The organism is Nocardioides sp. (assembly GCF_025964975.1).
In the GTDB taxonomy this organism is placed as follows: Bacteria; Actinomycetota; Actinomycetes; order Propionibacteriales; family Nocardioidaceae; genus Nocardioides.
Genome location: NZ_JAOPXV010000185.1, coordinates 1 through 15,471, shown reverse-complemented (window position 1 = coordinate 15,471; position 15,471 = coordinate 1). Strand labels below are relative to the sequence as shown.

Annotated in this window: 19 protein-coding genes; 7 read left to right on the top strand and 12 right to left on the bottom strand. The window is 70.2% G+C overall.

The genetic code is table 11. The annotated features are described in order from the left end of the window. Positions 1–782, bottom strand: a 782-nt coding sequence (locus tag JWN68_RS14315) for a chorismate-binding protein (protein ID WP_297740059.1), incomplete at its 3' end; no start/stop codon positions are given. A gap of 35 nt (positions 783–817) precedes the next feature. After that, positions 818–1,813: a L,D-transpeptidase family protein gene (locus JWN68_RS14310; RefSeq protein WP_297740057.1), complete on the bottom strand. Its 996-nt coding sequence runs from the start codon at positions 1,811–1,813 to the stop codon at positions 818–820. A 62-nt stretch (positions 1,814–1,875) separates the two neighbouring features. Between JWN68_RS14310 and JWN68_RS14305 the strand changes: the two genes are divergently transcribed. Continuing rightward, complete coding sequence (locus JWN68_RS14305; RefSeq protein ID WP_297740055.1) at positions 1,876–2,565, top strand: demethylmenaquinone methyltransferase; 690 nt, start codon at positions 1,876–1,878, stop codon at positions 2,563–2,565. Here JWN68_RS14305 and eda read toward each other — a convergent pair. Genes eda through zwf form a run of 3 tightly spaced genes read right to left on the bottom strand, consistent with a single transcriptional unit; the run spans position 2,527 to position 6,498 of the window. Then, positions 2,527–3,168, bottom strand: coding sequence for a bifunctional 4-hydroxy-2-oxoglutarate aldolase/2-dehydro-3-deoxy-phosphogluconate aldolase (gene eda / locus JWN68_RS14300; protein WP_297740061.1), 642 nt, complete (start codon positions 3,166–3,168; stop codon positions 2,527–2,529). The genes JWN68_RS14305 and eda overlap by 39 nt on opposite strands. Continuing rightward, the gene (gene edd, locus JWN68_RS14295) at positions 3,161–5,020 is read right to left on the bottom strand and encodes a phosphogluconate dehydratase (RefSeq protein ID WP_366519812.1); all 1,860 of its coding nucleotides are present in this window, start codon (positions 5,018–5,020) and stop codon (positions 3,161–3,163) included. The genes eda and edd overlap by 8 nt, the downstream gene beginning before the upstream one ends. A 2-nt stretch (positions 5,021–5,022) precedes the next feature. After that, positions 5,023–6,498: a glucose-6-phosphate dehydrogenase gene (gene zwf / locus JWN68_RS14290; RefSeq protein ID WP_297740052.1), complete on the bottom strand. Its 1,476-nt coding sequence runs from the start codon at positions 6,496–6,498 to the stop codon at positions 5,023–5,025. A 79-nt stretch (positions 6,499–6,577) separates the two neighbouring features. Between zwf and JWN68_RS14285 the strand changes: the two genes are divergently transcribed. Genes JWN68_RS14285 through JWN68_RS14275 form a run of 3 tightly spaced genes read left to right on the top strand, consistent with a single transcriptional unit; the run spans position 6,578 to position 9,758 of the window. After that, positions 6,578–7,795, top strand: coding sequence for an ROK family protein (locus JWN68_RS14285; RefSeq protein ID WP_297740050.1), 1,218 nt, complete (start codon positions 6,578–6,580; stop codon positions 7,793–7,795). Then, complete coding sequence (locus JWN68_RS14280; RefSeq protein ID WP_297740048.1) at positions 7,792–8,754, top strand: aldose epimerase family protein; 963 nt, start codon at positions 7,792–7,794, stop codon at positions 8,752–8,754. Before JWN68_RS14285 ends, JWN68_RS14280 begins: the two co-directional genes overlap by 4 nt. Before the next feature lie 11 nt (positions 8,755–8,765). Beyond that, positions 8,766–9,758: an aldo/keto reductase gene (locus JWN68_RS14275; RefSeq protein ID WP_297740046.1), complete on the top strand. Its 993-nt coding sequence runs from the start codon at positions 8,766–8,768 to the stop codon at positions 9,756–9,758. 12 nt (positions 9,759–9,770) lie between these two features. Here JWN68_RS14275 and JWN68_RS14270 read toward each other — a convergent pair whose 3' ends face one another. Further along, entirely contained in the window at positions 9,771–10,034 is a 264-nt protein-coding gene (locus tag JWN68_RS14270) for a hypothetical protein (protein ID WP_297740044.1), read from the bottom strand. Positions 10,035–10,154: 120 nt separating this feature from the next. On the opposite strand from JWN68_RS14270, the gene JWN68_RS14265 reads away from it, so the two are divergent. Further along, the gene (locus JWN68_RS14265; RefSeq protein ID WP_297740042.1) at positions 10,155–11,048 is read left to right on the top strand and encodes an NAD(P)-dependent oxidoreductase; all 894 of its coding nucleotides are present in this window, start codon (positions 10,155–10,157) and stop codon (positions 11,046–11,048) included. Here the strand turns inward: JWN68_RS14265 and JWN68_RS14260 are convergent. Further along, on the bottom strand, positions 11,045–11,734 hold the full coding sequence (locus tag JWN68_RS14260) for an aldo/keto reductase (protein WP_297740040.1): 690 nt from the start codon (positions 11,732–11,734) through the stop codon (positions 11,045–11,047). The two genes, JWN68_RS14265 and JWN68_RS14260, sit on opposite strands and share 4 nt — an antisense overlap. On the opposite strand from JWN68_RS14260, the gene JWN68_RS14255 reads away from it, so the two are divergent. Then, positions 11,713–12,441, top strand: a complete 729-nt coding sequence (locus JWN68_RS14255; RefSeq protein ID WP_297740038.1) for a beta-eliminating lyase-related protein — start codon at positions 11,713–11,715, stop codon at positions 12,439–12,441. The genes JWN68_RS14260 and JWN68_RS14255 overlap by 22 nt on opposite strands. Here the strand turns inward: JWN68_RS14255 and JWN68_RS14250 are convergent. After that, on the bottom strand, positions 12,356–12,826 hold the full coding sequence (locus JWN68_RS14250) for a hypothetical protein (RefSeq protein WP_297740036.1): 471 nt from the start codon (positions 12,824–12,826) through the stop codon (positions 12,356–12,358). The two genes, JWN68_RS14255 and JWN68_RS14250, sit on opposite strands and share 86 nt — an antisense overlap. A gap of 130 nt (positions 12,827–12,956) precedes the next feature. Here JWN68_RS14250 and JWN68_RS14245 point away from each other — a divergent pair, with 130 nt between their 5' ends. Next, positions 12,957–13,217 (top strand): hypothetical protein, encoded by a 261-nt coding sequence (locus JWN68_RS14245; protein WP_297740034.1) that lies wholly within the window; start codon positions 12,957–12,959, stop codon positions 13,215–13,217. Here the strand turns inward: JWN68_RS14245 and JWN68_RS14240 are convergent. The 4 genes from JWN68_RS14240 to JWN68_RS14230 all read right to left on the bottom strand — a co-directional run. Then, positions 13,214–14,005, bottom strand: coding sequence for an SDR family oxidoreductase (locus JWN68_RS14240; RefSeq protein ID WP_297740031.1), 792 nt, complete (start codon positions 14,003–14,005; stop codon positions 13,214–13,216). The genes JWN68_RS14245 and JWN68_RS14240 overlap by 4 nt on opposite strands. 264 nt (positions 14,006–14,269) lie before the next feature. Beyond that, a complete protein-coding gene (locus tag JWN68_RS19385) occupies positions 14,270–14,572 on the bottom strand; it encodes a VOC family protein (protein ID WP_366519811.1) in 303 nt (100 codons plus the stop codon). Continuing rightward, positions 14,509–15,021 (bottom strand): VOC family protein, encoded by a 513-nt coding sequence (locus JWN68_RS14235; RefSeq protein ID WP_297740029.1) that lies wholly within the window; start codon positions 15,019–15,021, stop codon positions 14,509–14,511. Before JWN68_RS14235 ends, JWN68_RS19385 begins: the two co-directional genes overlap by 64 nt. 5 nt (positions 15,022–15,026) lie before the next feature. Beyond that, a partial coding sequence (locus tag JWN68_RS14230; protein ID WP_297740026.1) for a hypothetical protein occupies positions 15,027–15,471 on the bottom strand: 445 nt, incomplete at its 5' end.

Here is a 15,471-nt window from a genome sequence, read left to right as displayed (position 1 = left end):
AGGTCCTTCGACGACCGGGCCAGCGTGGCGGCCAGCGCGAGGTCGCGCGAGTCGTCGCCGGTACGACGGATGGTGCCGGCCAGCACGCGTGAGGTGACCAGGCCGCGCTCGCGACGGACCAACATCTCGGGGGTGGCGCCGAAGAGCCCGTCGACGTGGAAGGTCCAGCACATCGAGTAGTCACGGGCGAGCTCTTGCAGCGGCCAGCGCACGTCGACGGGGGCCTCGCAGGTGGCGACGAGGTCTCGAGCGAGCACGACCTTCTCCAGGTCGCCGGCGTTGATGCGCGCGACGGCGTCGGCCACGACCGACATCCACGCCTCGCTGTTGAGGGCGCCGTCGGCGAAGCTCAGGCCGACGGGTGCCACCGGCTGCTCGACCGGGGTCACCTCGGTCAGGTCGACTCCGACGGTCGTCAGCCAGGCGCGATCACCCCGCCGACCGACGACGACCTGTGGGACCACCAGCACCGAGTGGCCCGGGTCGTCGGCGAAGCCGAAGGATCCGAAGGCCACCAGGCCCGTGCCCGGCTCGTTGACCTGGTCGTCGACCTCGGCCCGCCCGGTGACCTCCGACCACCACTTGTCAGCGTCGCGGAAGCGGGCTGTACCCGTCGTCCTGAGCTCGGCGGCGACGCCCCAGCCGACCAGGCCCTGGCCCCGGCGCAGCCAGGTGACGGGGGCGTCGCCCGGCAGGAGATCGAGGAGGGAGTCGACCTCGTCGAGGTCAACGGAGACGGTGCGGACGGCCAGAGGCTCGCTTGAGGTCGCGCTGGTCGTCACGACCATGGAGCCTACGCGGGCCCCGGTGCCGCTGGTCACGACCGGTAGACGATGACCTTGTCGCCGAGACGCACCCGGTCGAAGAGCCAGCGGACGCCGTTGTAGTCGCGCACGTTGACGCACCCGTGCGAGGCGCCGTTGTAGCCCGTGGCCGCGAAGTCGGGGGAGTAGTGCACGGCCTGGCCGCCGGAGAAGAACATCGCGAACGGCATCGAGGTGTTGTAGAGGCTCGAGACGTGGTCGCGGGACTTGCGGAACACCGAGAACGCGCCCTCACGGGTCGGCAGCTCGTCGGAGCCGAACCGCACGTCGAAGCGGGTCTTCACGACGCCGTCGACCACCCAGCGGAGCGAGCGCGACGTCTTGTCCACGCACATGGCCCGACCCGTCATGCATCGCGGGTCGAGGGCGGGACCGGCCGGCTCGAGATTGAACAGCTCGGCCTTCGTGGGCTTGCGCGTCATCTGCGCCAGCCGCTCGAGGGTGCGCCGGTCCACCTCGCCGGTGACGGGGATCTTGCGCTTGGTCTGGAACCCGGTCACGGCGGCGAGGGTCTTCTCGTCATAGACGCCGGTGACGTCCCCGCCGTACCACTTGAGCTGCGCGAGCCGGGCCTGCACCCGACGGACGGGGAGCCCCTGGTCACCTGCCTTCAGGATGGCCGGACCCGGTGTGTAGATGTTGTGCAGTGCCTCCCTCGTCGGCTCGACGGTCTTGGCGAGGAGCTTGTCCCAGGTGGCGCGGTCGACGACGCCGCTGGTGGGTCGCTGCCGACGCGCCTGGAAGGTGCGGACGCCGTCGCGGGTCTCGGCGTCGAAGCGACTGGTGACGACCTCGGAGTGGAGGCCGAGCTGGTGCAGGCGGCTCTGCAGCTCCCGCACCCGCCAGCCGGTGTCGCCGAACTCCAGCCGGGTGAAGCCGGCGCGCTCGGACGTCGACCCTGCTGTCGCGTGAGCCGGCGTGGCGACCGAGAAGGCGCCGAGGGCCATCACGAGCGCGACGAGGAGGTGGACGAAACGAGGCGTACGCATGTCGACAATCGTAAGGACGCCCACCTACATCGCGAATTCATCGCCGCACTAGGCTCGCGGCCGTGGCCCGCGCGGAACTCGACAAGCAACCGACCGACGTCCGACGCATGTTCGACGCCGTCGCCAAGCGCTACGACATCACCAACGACGTGCTGTCCCTCGGGCAGGACCGGCGCTGGCGCCACGACGTGATCGAGGCGGTCGACCCGTCCCCGGGTGACGTGATCCTCGACCTCGCGGCTGGGACGGGCACGTCCAGCCAGCCCTTCGCCGACCGCGGGGCGACGGTGGTGCCGTGTGACTTCTCCCTCGGGATGCTCCAGGTCGGCAAGCGGGCGCGACCGGGACTGCCCTTCACCGCTGGCGACGCGACGCTGCTGCCGTTCGCGGACGACACCTTCGACGCGGTGACGATCTCGTTCGGGCTCCGCAACATCGTCGACCCCGAGCGCGGCTTGCGCGAGATGCGGCGGGTCACCCGGCCGGGCGGTCGACTGGTCGTCTGCGAGTTCAGCAGCCCGACCTGGACACCGTTCCGGACCGTCTACATGGAATACCTGATGAAGGCGCTGCCGGCGATCTCCCGAGCCGTCTCGTCCTCACCGGACGCCTACGTCTACCTCGCCGAGTCGATCCGCGCGTGGCCCGACCAGCAGGGCCTCGCGGCGCTCATCGGGTCCGCTGGCTGGACGACGCCCCAGTGGCGCAACCTCTCAGGCGGAGTCGTCGCGCTCCACCGGGCGACTGCCTGACGCTGCGGCCGCCAGTCGCCTGATCCTGTCCCAGTCCTTGTCCGCCAGGGCGTGCGTCGGTGTCAGCCACGAGCCGCCCACGCACCCGACGTTGGGAAGCGCCAGGTAGGACGCGGCCGTCGTCGCGGTGATCCCGCCGGTGGGGCAGAAGCGGGCAGCCGGGAGGGGCGAGGCGATCGACTTGAGGTACGCCGCACCGCCCGATGCCTCCGCGGGGAAGAACTTCATCTCGGTGTAGCCCGCCTCGAGCACCGACATGGCCTCGGAGACGGTGGCCGTGCCGGGGAGGAACCCGACGCCCGACCCGGCGAGGGCCGACAGCAGCGCCGGGGTGCAGCCGGGGGAGACGAGGAACTCCGCGCCGGCATCGATGGCCTGCTTGACCTGGCCGGGCGTCACGATGGTGCCGGCGCCGACCAGGATCTCCGGCACCTCGGCGGCGATCGCCGCGATGGCGTCGAGCGCCACGGGCGTACGCAGCGTGAGCTCGATCATCGGCAGCCCGCCATCGACGAGGGCGCGGGCCACTGGGACGGCATGCGCGAGATCCTCGATGACGACGACCGGCACGACGGGGACGATGGACAACAAGGACTCAGGCATGCTGGGCAACGGGGATCTCCTCCTGGGGAGCGGGCAGCGGACGGATGACGCTCGCGCCGTTCTCGGCCGTGCCGACGATGGCGCGGAAGCCGGAGAAGAGCTCGCGCCCGGTGCCGGCCCACTCGACGTCGTGGGGGGCGCGGCCGGTCATCTCGCGCTGGTCGAACTCGCCGTCCGGCACGTCGAGGTCCAGAGTGCCCAGCTCGGCGTCGACGGTGACCAGGTCGCCGTCACGCACGCGGGCGAGCGGACCACCGAGCGCGGCCTCGGGAGTCACGTGGATCGCGGCGGCGACCTTGCCGGACGCACCGGACATCCGTCCGTCGGTGACGATCGCGACCCGTTGGCCGCGATCCTGAAGCACGCCCAGCGCGGGCATCAGCTTGTGCAGCTCGGGCATGCCGTTGGCGGCCGGCCCCTGGTAGCGGATCACCGCGACCAGGTCACGTCCGTCGAGGCGCCCCTCGGCGAAGGCGGCCAGGAAGTCCGCCTGGTCGTCGAACACCGCGGCGGGCGCCGTGACGACCCGGTGCTCCGGCGCTACCGCCGACGTCTTCACCACGGCTCGACCCAGGCGCCCCGACAGCATGCGCAGGCCCCCGTCGGGTGCGAACGGGTCGTCGGCCGGGCGGAGGACCGTGAGGTCGAGCGATCGTTTGGGGCCTTCTTCCCAGGCGACCGAGCCGACGTCGAGCCGTGCCTCGGCGGTGTGGCGCCACAGTCCGCGGCCGGAGACCGTCAGCACGTCGTCGTGCAGGTAGCCGTGCTTCAGCAACGTGTGGACGAGGAACGGGGTCCCGCCCGCGGCGACGAAGTGGTTGATGTCGGCGCTGCCGTTCGGGTAGATCCGGGTGAGCAGCGGCACCGCGGCCGACAGGTCGGACAGGTCGTCCCAGGTCAGGGAGATGCCGGCCGCGGCAGCGATCGCGACCAGGTGCATCGTGTGGTTGGTGGACCCGCCGGTGGCGAGCAGCGCGACGCAGGCGTTGACGATCGCCTTCTCGTCGACGAGGTGCCCGACCGGTGTCGGCTCCCCGCCGGCGGCGGTGATCGCGACGGCTCGCTCGCCCGCGGCACGGTCCAGCGCGGCACGCAAGGGCGTGCCGGGGTTGGCGAAGGTGGCGTCGGGCAGGTGGAGGCCCATCACCTCCATCAGCATCTGGTTGCTGTTGGCGGTGCCGTAGAACGTGCAGGTCCCCTTCGAGTGGTAGGACGCGGACTCGGCCTCGAGCAGCTCCTCCCGGCCGACCTTGCCCTCGGCGTACAGCTGGCGCACGCGCGCCTTCTCGCCGTTCGGGAGGCCCGACGTCATGGGGCCCGCGGGCACGAACACGGTGGGCAGGTGGCCGAAGGACAACGCTCCGATCAGCATCCCCGGGACGATCTTGTCGCAGACGCCCAGCATCATCGCGGCGTCGAACATGTCGTGCGAGAGCGCGATCGCGGTGGACATGGCGATCAGGTCGCGGCTGAAGAGCGAGAGCTCCATGCCGGCGCGGCCCTGGGTGATCCCGTCGCACATGGCGGGCACACCACCGGCGAACTGCGCCAGCCCGCCGGCGTGGAGGATCGACTTCTTCAGCACCTCCGGGACGTCGCGGAACGGCTGGTGGGCCGAGAGCATGTCGTTGTACGCCGACACGATCGCCACGTTGGGCTTGCGGCCCGATCGCAGCCCGGCCCTGACCGGCTCCTCCGAGGCCGCGAAACCGTGGGCGAGGTTGGCGCACGCCAGCTTGCCGCGGGCTGGGCCCTTGTCGGTCGCTGCGGCGACGCGCGCGAGATAGGCAGCCCGGGTGCCGCGGCTGCGCTGCGTGATCCGCGCCGTCACTTCGGCGACACCTGCGTTGATGGTCATTCGGTCTCCTGCCAGGATCGGCCGTCGCGCTCGAGGAGCGTGACGGCGGCAACGGGTCCGTTGGTTCCGGCGGGGTAGCGCCGCGGACGGTGGGTGGGGCGGGCCCAGTGGTCGAGGATCGGTGCGACCCACGCCCAGGCCGCCTCCACCTCGTCACGCCGCATGAACAACGTGGTGTTGCCGCGGACGACGTCCATGAGCAGTCGCTCGTACGCATCGGGCGAGCGACCGCCGAACGCGGCGGCGTAGCTCAGGTCGAGGGACACCGGACGCAGCCGGATCCCGCCGGGGCCGGGCTCCTTGGCGGTCATGTGCAGCCGCATGCCGTCGTCGGGCTGCACGCGGATGTGCAGCCGGTTGGGCTCGGTGGGGCCCTCGCTGTGCGGGAACATCGCGTGCGGGGGCTCCTTGAAGACCACGACGATCTCCGAGACCCGCTCCGACATCCGCTTGCCGGTCCGCAGGTAGAACGGCACCCCCGCCCAGCGCCAGTTCTCCACCTCGGTCTTGAGGGCGACGAAGGTCTCGGTCTGGCTCTCGTGGCCGACCTCCTCGGCGTACGAAGGGACGGCCGCGCCGGTGCACAGGCCGGCTGCGTACTGCCCGGCGACGGCATCGCGCTCGAGCAGCTCGGGGGTCATCGGTCGCAGGGCCTGGAGGACCTTGAGCTTCTCGTCGCGGACGGTCTCGCGGTCGACGTACGTGGGCGGTTCCATCGCGACGAGGCACAACAGCTGGAGGAGGTGGTTCTGCACCATGTCGCGCAGGGCGCCGGAGCGGTCGTAGTAGGAGCCGCGGTCGCCCACCCCGAGCGACTCCGAGACGGTGATCTGCACGTGGTCGACCCAGTGGCTGTTCCGCAGCGGCTCGAGGAAGGTGTTGGCGAAGCGCGTGACCAGGAGGTTCTGGACGCTCTCCTTGCCGAGGTAGTGGTCGATGCGGAAGATGTGCGACTCGTCGAAGACCCGGCCGACGGCCTCGTTGATCGTCTCGGCGGTCGCGAGGTCGGTGCCGATGGGCTTCTCGAGGACGACCCGGGAGCGGTCGGTGGCCAGGCCGTGCTGGTCGAGATGCTCGCAGATGGGGCCGAACAGGGCCGGCGCCACCGCGAGGTAGAAGACCCGGATGACCTCGTCGCCGGCGGCGCCGTCCTTCAGCCGGTCGTGGAGGCCGTGCCAGGCCGTGACGTCCTCGACGTCCAGGGTGACGTGGAGCAGTCGTCCGAGCAGGCGCTCGACGATCGTCGGGTCCAGCTCCTCGGCGGCGACGTGCTCGACCAGCGCGTCGTTGACCAGGGCGCGGTAGCCGTCGTCGTCGACCTCGGCGCGCGAGACGCCGATGATCCGGAACCCGTCCGGCAGCTGGCCGTCGCGGTCACGCAGGTAGAGGGCCGGCAACAGCTTGCGCAGGGCGAGGTCACCGGTGCCGCCGAAGACGGTGAAGTCGCACAGTTCGACCAAGGGTCCGTTCATGTGGCCTCACGGTACGGACCATTAAGGACCATTACAACCAAACTTAGGTATTTGTGGAACGGAAGTGGGAGATGCTTGAATGCCCGGCATCATGACCGCCGAGTCCCCGACCGACCCCGTGCCCGCTCCGCCGCCCGGTGCGACCGCCGGCGACCTACTGGCCCTCATCCGCTCCGGGGGTGCGACCACTCGCGGCGAGCTCGGGCGGGTCACCGGCCTGTCCCGCACCGCCGTCAATGCCCGCCTCCTGGCGCTGGCTGCCGCGGGTCTCGTCCTGGAGGGCGACGAGGAGTCCGCGACCGGAGGTCGACCTGCCTCGACGCTCGTGCTCAACCGCGACGCCGGGCTGGTGCTCGCCGTGGCGATCGGCCGCAGTCGCTCCCAGCTGTCCGTGTGCTCACTGGACGGGACCGAGCTGGCCCAGGCCAGCCACGACCAGGAGATCGGTGTCGGGCCGGACGTGCTCATGCCTGTCGTCGCAGGTCACCTGGCCCGGATGCTGGCCGAGCTCGATCGCTCCGGCGAGGAGGTGATCGGTGTCGGCCTCTCCCTGCCGGGCACGGTCGACCGTCGGCGGGTCGTGAGTGTCGACTCGCCCGCCCTCGCAGGGTGGGACGGCATCGCGCTGGCGCCGTACCTCCGCGAGGTCACCGGCGCCCCGCTGGTGATCGACAACGACTGCAACGTGATGGCGCTCTCCGAGCGGGACGGTCACCTGTGCGACCACGACGACGTGCTGGTCCTCAAGGCCTCCACCGGGCTCGGGATCGGGATCATCGCCGGCGGCCGCCTCATCCAGGGCCATCTCGGAGCGGCTGGCGAGATCGGCCACGTCAAGGTCGCCCCGGCCGAGGGGTTGCTGTGCCGCTGCGGCGACATCGGCTGCCTCGAGGCCGTCGCCGGGGGGTGGGCACTCGTCGAGCGCCTGCGAGCCCAGGGCCAGGAGGTCGACCACGTCCGCGACCTCGTCGCCCAGGCGGTGCACGGCAACGGCTCCGCGAGGTCGGTGGTTCGCGAGTCGGGGCGGCGCGTCGGGGACGCACTCGCGGCCACGGTCACCGTCCTCAACCCCAGCGCCGTCGTCGTCGGCGGCGACATGGCCGGGGCGTTCGACACCTTCGCGGCGGGGCTGCGCGACACCCTGTTCCCGGCCACGACTGCGCTGGCCGGCCGCAACCTCCAGGTGCTGCCGTCGACGTACGGCGAACGCGCTGGTCTCGTCGGGTGCGTGCGCCTGGCCCTGGAGGCCGTGCTCTCACCGCGTGCCGTGGACGCCGCGTTGGCGAGGCGGCGATGAGCACGTTGACCGTGGGCTCGGCCCCGGGACCGGTCGTCGAGGTGCTCACCCTGGGTGCCGCGGCACAGCGGCTCGACGTCACCGGCGGCGACGGGGTGCGCCGCAACGTCGTCCTCGGACACCGCAGCGCGGACGAGCGGCTGGCCAGCCCCGACCACATCGGCGGCACGATCGGGCGCTATGCCAACCGGATCGCCGCGGGCCGGTTCCCCCTGGACGGTCGCGAGATCGTCGTCGGGACGCACGACCGCGGCAACAGCCTGCACGGCGGACCGGACGGCTTCCACCGCCGGGTCTGGGACGTCCTTGCGCACGACCGCGACGAGGTGGTGCTCGGCCTCGTGAGCCCGGACGGCGATCAGGGGTTCCCCGGCACGGTCCGCGCCCAGGTGACCTACCGCGTCGACGGGGACTCCGTCCGCGTCGTGATGGAGGCGACGACCGATGCGACGACGGTCGTCAACCTGACCAACCACGCCTACTTCAACCTCGACGGTGAGGGCGCCGGCACGATCGACGACCACCTCCTGACCGTGCCGGCCGACGACTACACGCCGGTCGACTCCACGGGCATCCCTCTCGGCCGCCACGCCACGGTCGCGGGGACGCCGTTCGACCTGCGCACCGGCGGCCGCATCGGGGACGCCGGTGGCATCGACCACAACTACGTGGTGCGAGGGGACGGCCTGCGCGTCGCCGCCGTCCTGGAGTCGCCTCGCACGGGCACGCGGCTCGAGGTGCACACCGACCAGCCGGGGCTGCAGGTCTACACCGGCAACTACTTGGACGGCACCCACCTCGGTCCGGGCGGACGCCGCTACCACCGCGGAGCCGGCATCGCCCTGGAGCCGCAGCTCTTCCCCGACTCACCCAACCGACCCGAATGGCCCTCGGCGGTCCTCCGTGCTGGCGAGCGTTATCGCAGCGAGCTCGTGTGGCGATTCGGACCGGCCCGGTAGACATGACTTCCATGGAACAGCGAACGCTTCGACGCATCGACCGCCCCGTCTCCGTGGTGGGTCTCGGCACCTGGCAGCTCGGCGCCGACTGGGGCGAGGTCAGCGAGGCCGACGCGCTGGCGGTGCTGGAGACCTCGGCCGAAGCCGGGGTGACGTTCTACGACACCGCCGACGTCTACGGCGACGGCCGCAGCGAGCGCATCCTCGGCCACTTCGTGGCGGACCATCGCGACGCAGGCTTCATGGTCGCGACCAAGATGGGCCGCCGCGCCGAGCAGGACCCGTCCAACTACGTCGAGGCCAACTTCCGCGCGTGGATCGACCGGTCGCGCACGAACCTCGGCACCGACCGGCTCGACCTGGTCCAGCTGCACTGCCCGCCGAGCGAGGTGATCGACGACGACCGCACGTACGACGTGCTCGACCGGCTCGTCGAGGACGGGTTGATTGCGGCGTACGGCGTCAGCGTGGAGACCACCGCACAGGCGCTCAGCGCGATCAGCCGACCGCACGTCGCCAGCGTGCAGATCATCCTCAACGCCTTCCGGATGAAGCCCCTCGACGAGGTGCTGCCCGCCGCTTCCGCTGCGGGCGTGGGCATCATCGCGCGCGTCCCACTCGCGTCGGGCCTGCTGTCCGGCAAGTACCACCTCGACACGACGTTCGCCGACGACGACCACCGGACCTACAACCGCGACGGCAGCGCCTTCGACGTGGGCGAGACCTTCTCCGGGGTCGACTACGCCACCGGCATCGAGGCGGCGCGGGAGTTCTCGGCGCTGGTCGCCGATGCCGGGCTCGACCTCACCCCGGCGCAGGCCGCCATCGCCTGGGTCGCACACCAGCCGGGCGTCTCCACGGTGATCCCGGGAGCCCGCAATGTCGCGCAGGCGCAGGCGAATGCGGCGGCCGGTGCCGTCGCCGAGCTGCCGGACTCGTTCCTCGAGGGCGCCGCCGACCTCTACGACCGTCGGATCCGCGCCCAGGTGCACGGGCGCTGGTAGGCGGAGCTTCCGCTAGCCGATCTTGCGACGAGCCACCGGATAGTCGATCCCGAAGTGGTCGGCGATCAGCTCGATGGTCTCGCAACCCCACGTAAGTCGTCGGGCCACCAGGTCACCGGAGGAACCGCCGTCACAGGTGCCGGTCCCGGTCCCGCAATCGCAGTGCAGCGCCAACAACGAGCGCGCCAGCCGGTCGTTGATCGAGTTCAGGGCACGCATCGCGTCCACCCCACGCGCCAGCGGTGGCTGTGCGTCCATCTCGTGCAAGACGTCCATGTGAAGCCCTCTCTTGGCTCCTGGTTCCTCCGGGTACCCCGTCACGCACGGACGCTACGGCGCATACCCGTCCCTCGTGCGGTTTTGCCGGAACCGCTGCGGTCCGAGGTATGAATGGGCATGCGCATCTTCTTCACCGGGGGCAGCGGAAAGGCCGGCAAGCACGTCGCGCCCTACCTCGCCGAGCAGGGTCACCAGGTGACCAACGCCGACCTCGTCCCGCTCGACCACCCCGGGGTTGCCGACCTCCGCGTCGACCTGACCGACGCGGGCGAGACCTACTCTGCGCTGGCAGGGGTCGCCACCTTCGACGAGCTGGACCTGCCGGCGAAGCCCACCTATGACGCCGTGGTGCACTTCGCCGCCGTGCCGGCCATCCTTCTCCGGCCGGACGCAGCGACGTACGCCGCCAACGTGCTGAGCACCTACAACGTGCTCGAGGCCGCGACGCGTCTGGGCGTGCGCAAGATCGTGTTCGCGTCTTCGGAGACGACGTACGGCGTCTGCTTCGCCCAGGGGGAGCGGCGACCGCTCTACGTGCCCGTCGACGAGGACCACCCGACGGTCCCCGAGGACTCCTACGCCATGTCCAAGGTCGCCAACGAGGTGACCGCTCGGTCGTTCCAGGCCCGCACCGGGGCAGACGTCTACGGGTTGCGGATCAACAACGTGATCGAGCCGCACGAGTACGCCGAGAGCTTCCCCGCCTTCCTCGCCGACCCGTCGCTGCGCCGCCGCAACCTCTTCGCCTACATCGACGTCCGCGATCTCGGCCAGATGGTGCAGCGCTGCCTGGAGGTGGACGGGCTGGGTTACGAGGTCTTCAACGTCGCCAACGCGGACATGTCGGTTGCTGCGACGACCCGGGACATCCAGGACCGCTTCTACGACGGGATCGACGTGCGTCGGGACATGGGCCGCAACGAGACCTTCTACGCCATCGACAAGGCGCGCGAGCTTGTGGGCTTTGCTCCCCAGCACTCCTGGCGCGACGCGCTGGCCGACCCTCGCTAGCTGCTGGCGAGGCCGTCGAGGGCCGCCATGTCCGTGTCGGACAACGTGAACCCAGCTACGTCTGCGTTGGACCTGATGCGGTCGGCGCGCGTGGACTTGGGGATGACGATGACCTCGTGGCGCAGGTGCCAGCGGATGATCACCTGCGCCGGCGTACGACCCAGACGGTTCGCGATCTCCACGATGGCCGGGTGCTCGAGGGTTCCGCCCCGTAGGGCGCTGTAGCCCTCGACCGCGATGCCACGAGAACGGTGCTCCGCCACGACCGACGCGTCGAAGAGCAACGGGCTCCACTCGATCTGGTTGACCGCGGGCGTCACCTCGGTCGCCGCAGTGATCTCGTCGATGAGCGTCGCGTCGAAGTTGCTCACCCCGATCTCTCGCACCAGTCCGGCCTCGCGCGCTCCGACGAACGCCTGCCACATGTCGGCGTTGACCGACCCGGCTCCCGGCCAGTGGATCAGCCAGAGGTCGACGTGATCGGTCGGCAGTAGGTCCAGGCTCTCCTGGAGGGTGTTGAGCTCGCGGCCTGCCCAGTCGGGTGGGCACTTGGTCGTCAGGAACACGTCTCCCCGCGGCACCCCGCTGTCGGCCATCGCCCTGCCGACCTCTGCTTCGTTGCCGTACACCGTCGCGGTGTCGAGGTGGCGGTAGCCGTTCTCGAGTGCGCTCGAGGTCGCACGCACCGCGTCGTCGCCCTGGAGCTGCCAGGCTCGGCACGCTCTACTCGGTCGACGAGATCGCTGCGATCGCCGACCACGTCCACGCCAAGGGCATGCGCCTCCATCTGGACGGCGCGCGGATCAGCAACGCCGCTGCCGCGCTGGGGCTGACGTTCGGCGAGTTCACCACCGAGGCGGGCGTCGACATCGTCAGCTTCGGCGGGACCAAGAACGGCCTCCTGTACGGCGAGGCGATCGTCGTCCTCGACCCGTCCGCATCGGACGGTCTGCTGTTCCTGCGCAAGCTCAACACGCAGCTCGCCTCGAAGATGCGCTTCGTGTCCGCTCAACTCATCGCGCTGCTCACCGATGATCTCTACCTACGCTCGGCCACCCACGCCAACGCGATGGCGGCTCGCCTCCGCGGCACCCTCGAGGCGCGTGACCTGCCCGGACTGGAGTTCACGCAGGCAACCCAGGGCAACGCCGTGTTCGCGGCTCTGCCGCCCGGTGTCGCCGACTCGCTGCGCGAACGCTTCCGCTTCTACGACTGGAACGCGGCCAACCGTGAGGTGCGGTGGCTGACCGCCTTCGACACCACGGAAGAGGACGTCGACGAGTTCTCGGAGGCCATCGCCGCCGCCCTCACCGAGCCGTCGGCAAGGCCTTGCGAAGGGCGCGTTTCGAGGTCTTCGCGCCCGACTTCGCAGCTGAGGCGATTCCTTGAGTGAGCAGCGTCAACCCAGCACCGACCAGCCACACGTCCTTGGCAACTCCGATGCCCTCCTGGCTGGGGCGGATCCCGTCGTCCAACGTCATGGAGGGGGTCTTCAGGTACATGCCGACCAGGCTGGCACCGAAACCCGTCAATGCGGCGCCGGCCACGGTGGCGGGGACCATGGGCGCCAGGAGGGCGGTGCCTACGCCGATCTCACTGAAGGCAAGCAGCCTTGCAAACCTTTTCGCCTCCATGTCCTTGAAGACGGCCGGATAGGTGGAGGCTGCGGCACCATGGAGGAACTGGGCCGTGCCTTCGTCGGCGCCCAGCTTGCTGATGCCTGAATTGACGATGAACGCGCCGGTGGCGACGCGAAGCGGGATGTGGGTGAGGGACACGATCTCTCCTGCGTGGGATTGAAGGACCAGTGGTCTCCTGGTGGTACCCACGTGCTGGGTCATCCATCCGGCCCGCGCGAACAGTCCTCGGGCATGGTCAGCCCTCGTGGCGCGGGGTAGCGTGCTGAAGGTGACGTTTGCGATGGACCCTGAGGTCGATGGTGAGCTGGGCCCCCGGGCGGAGGACGTTGCCCAGGAGGCCATCGACGCCACGGCAACGGCGTACACCGACAACGCCGAGATCGACGTCGACGAGCAACTGCGTATCCAGTTGTCCAGCCGGGGGATCAGGGCCGTCAACGAAGAGTGGCTTTCCGAGACCGCCCGCGAGATCCGCTCCGGGCACCACACCCGGGTGGCGGACCAGGATGCCGGCCCGGCGGGTCCTTAGGTCTCGCGCCACCCCGTGGCGGAGTCGTGGCCGTGCGCGGCCATGAGGCTGAGGCCGCCGTCGACTGTGAACGATGAGCCCGTGACGTACGCCGATCGCGGCGACGCCAGGAACGCGATGACCGAGGCGACCTCGTTGACGTGCCCGGGTCGGCCCAGCGGGTTGCCCGGCCGGTCCTGGTGGTAGGCCTCGGACTCGTCCTGTCCCGTCATCGGGGTCGAGATCTCGCCGGGTGCCACCGAGTTGGCCGTGATGCCGTGCTCGGCGAGCTCGAGCGCGAGGACCTTGGTCAGCATTCCGAGCCCGGCCTTCGCCGAGCAGTACGCCGCTGCGCCGAGACGTGGCAGGTGCTCGTGGACGCTCGTGACGTTGATGATCCGTCCTCCGCTGCCCTGCTGCACGAGCCGATGCCCGGCCCGCTGCGAGCACAGGAACGGGCCGTCCAGGTCGGTGGCCATCACGTGTCGCCACGTGTCGAGCGAGAGGTCCAGCACTCGGTCGGAGTGGCCGGTGCCGGCGACGTTGACCATCACCCCGAGCCCGCCGAGCTGGTCGGCAAGCCGATCGACCACGTGGCCGGCGTCGGGGGAGGAGGCGTCGAACGGCTCGACGAAGCACTGTTGCCCGCGCGACCGGACCTCGTCCGCAGTGGCCTGCACACCCTCGACGTCGTGGTGGCTCGTCAGCCCCACGTCGAACCCCTCCGTCGCCAGCAGCTTCGCCGTCGCCTGCCCGATGCCTGAGTCGCTGCCGGTCACGATCGCCAGCCGCGGATAGTTGTTGCCCATGTGTTGCCTCCCGAATGGTGTGTGCCAGTCGGGTACCCGATGCCTGCTGCCGGATGCGGCGGAAGGCCGTCGTGCTCGCCGGCCTCTCGCTCGCGCCCCGTGACTGGTGGCTTTGGTGTCGCGGGGTGACATCAAAGCCACACCTAGCTTCCAGCCGGTGCTGTCCCGGGCGACCGCGGTTGCAGATGGCGGTCGTTTGGTGCCACCACGTGGCAGCGAAGTACCGCTGTCCCATCACTCGAGTCGTGATGAGCTCCGGGCTGGCTACGCGAAGGCTCCATCGCCCCTCTTTCCGGCGACGATGCGGAAGTCGTTGCCGTCGGGGGCGGTCATCGAGGCTTCGTAGCGGCGCGCGCCGCCCCGGGATTCATCAGTCAGTGTTGCGCCCAATTGCTCCAGGCGTGACACCGCTGCGTGGACCGCGTCCGCTGTGGGGGCGGACAGGACGAATCGCAGACGGTCGCGTCCCTGTCGCGGCATCAACGGCGGTCCGTTCCACGTGATCACGAGCCGCCGGCCGGAGCCTGGATGGCGGTCTCCTCGTTCTCGTCCCACACCAAGGGCCATCCGAGGGCCTCGCTCCAGAAGTACCCCACCGCCTGGGTGCCGTCGCAGTTGATCCCGCCGATCACCCCCGTGTCAGCCAGGAAGGTGTTCCCTTGCTCGATCACGCAGAACTCGTTTCCTTCGGGAACCGAGAGGACCTCGTGCTCGTCTTCCGCGGTCTGTCCGATGTGGACCCGTCGGCCGCCGAGGGCAAGTGCCCGGGCGATCGTCTCGTCCATGGCCTCGGGTGTGGCGCTCGGGAGGTCGAGGTGGATCCGGTTTCGACCGACCTTCGGAGCCTCTGACGGGCGGACCAGGAGCCGGTAGGCCTGATCGTCCTCGGAAGCGACGTCGACACTGCCGTCCGCCTGGGCTTCGGCGCTCCACCCCAGGACGCCGGGCCAGAAGCGAGCGACGTCGACCGGGTCGCGGGCATCGAGCCCGAGCCCGTTTGAGCACACCTCTTCCATGGGCGTCAGGAGAACACCACGACGAGGATGCTGGACGCGACCGCGACGGGCGCGGCAAAGGGGCCGGTCGTTGAGACCCACTCCGGCAGCTTGCGGGCACCGACCAACGCGGCCGATGGCGGAGCGTCGAGGTCGCTGGCCGGCTGGGTGGCATGATCGGTCGCGCTCCTGCGCACGAGACGGCGCGCTGACGCGGAGCCCCAGATGACCTCGTCGACGGCTTCGTCGCAGCCGCATTCGGAGTCGCGCTGGGAGTCGACGGTGCCGGTGTTGTCGAAGATCATGTCGCGAACGAGGCGGAACAACACGAACAGCAGCCCCACGACGAACAGGCCGACCACGAAGTCGTACATGAGGATCTCCACCTGACTGACGCCGGAACGGGATTCATCGACCGTAAGCGCCAGAGCGGTCGTGGGCACCCGGTTCCGGAGATCCGCCCGGAGACGT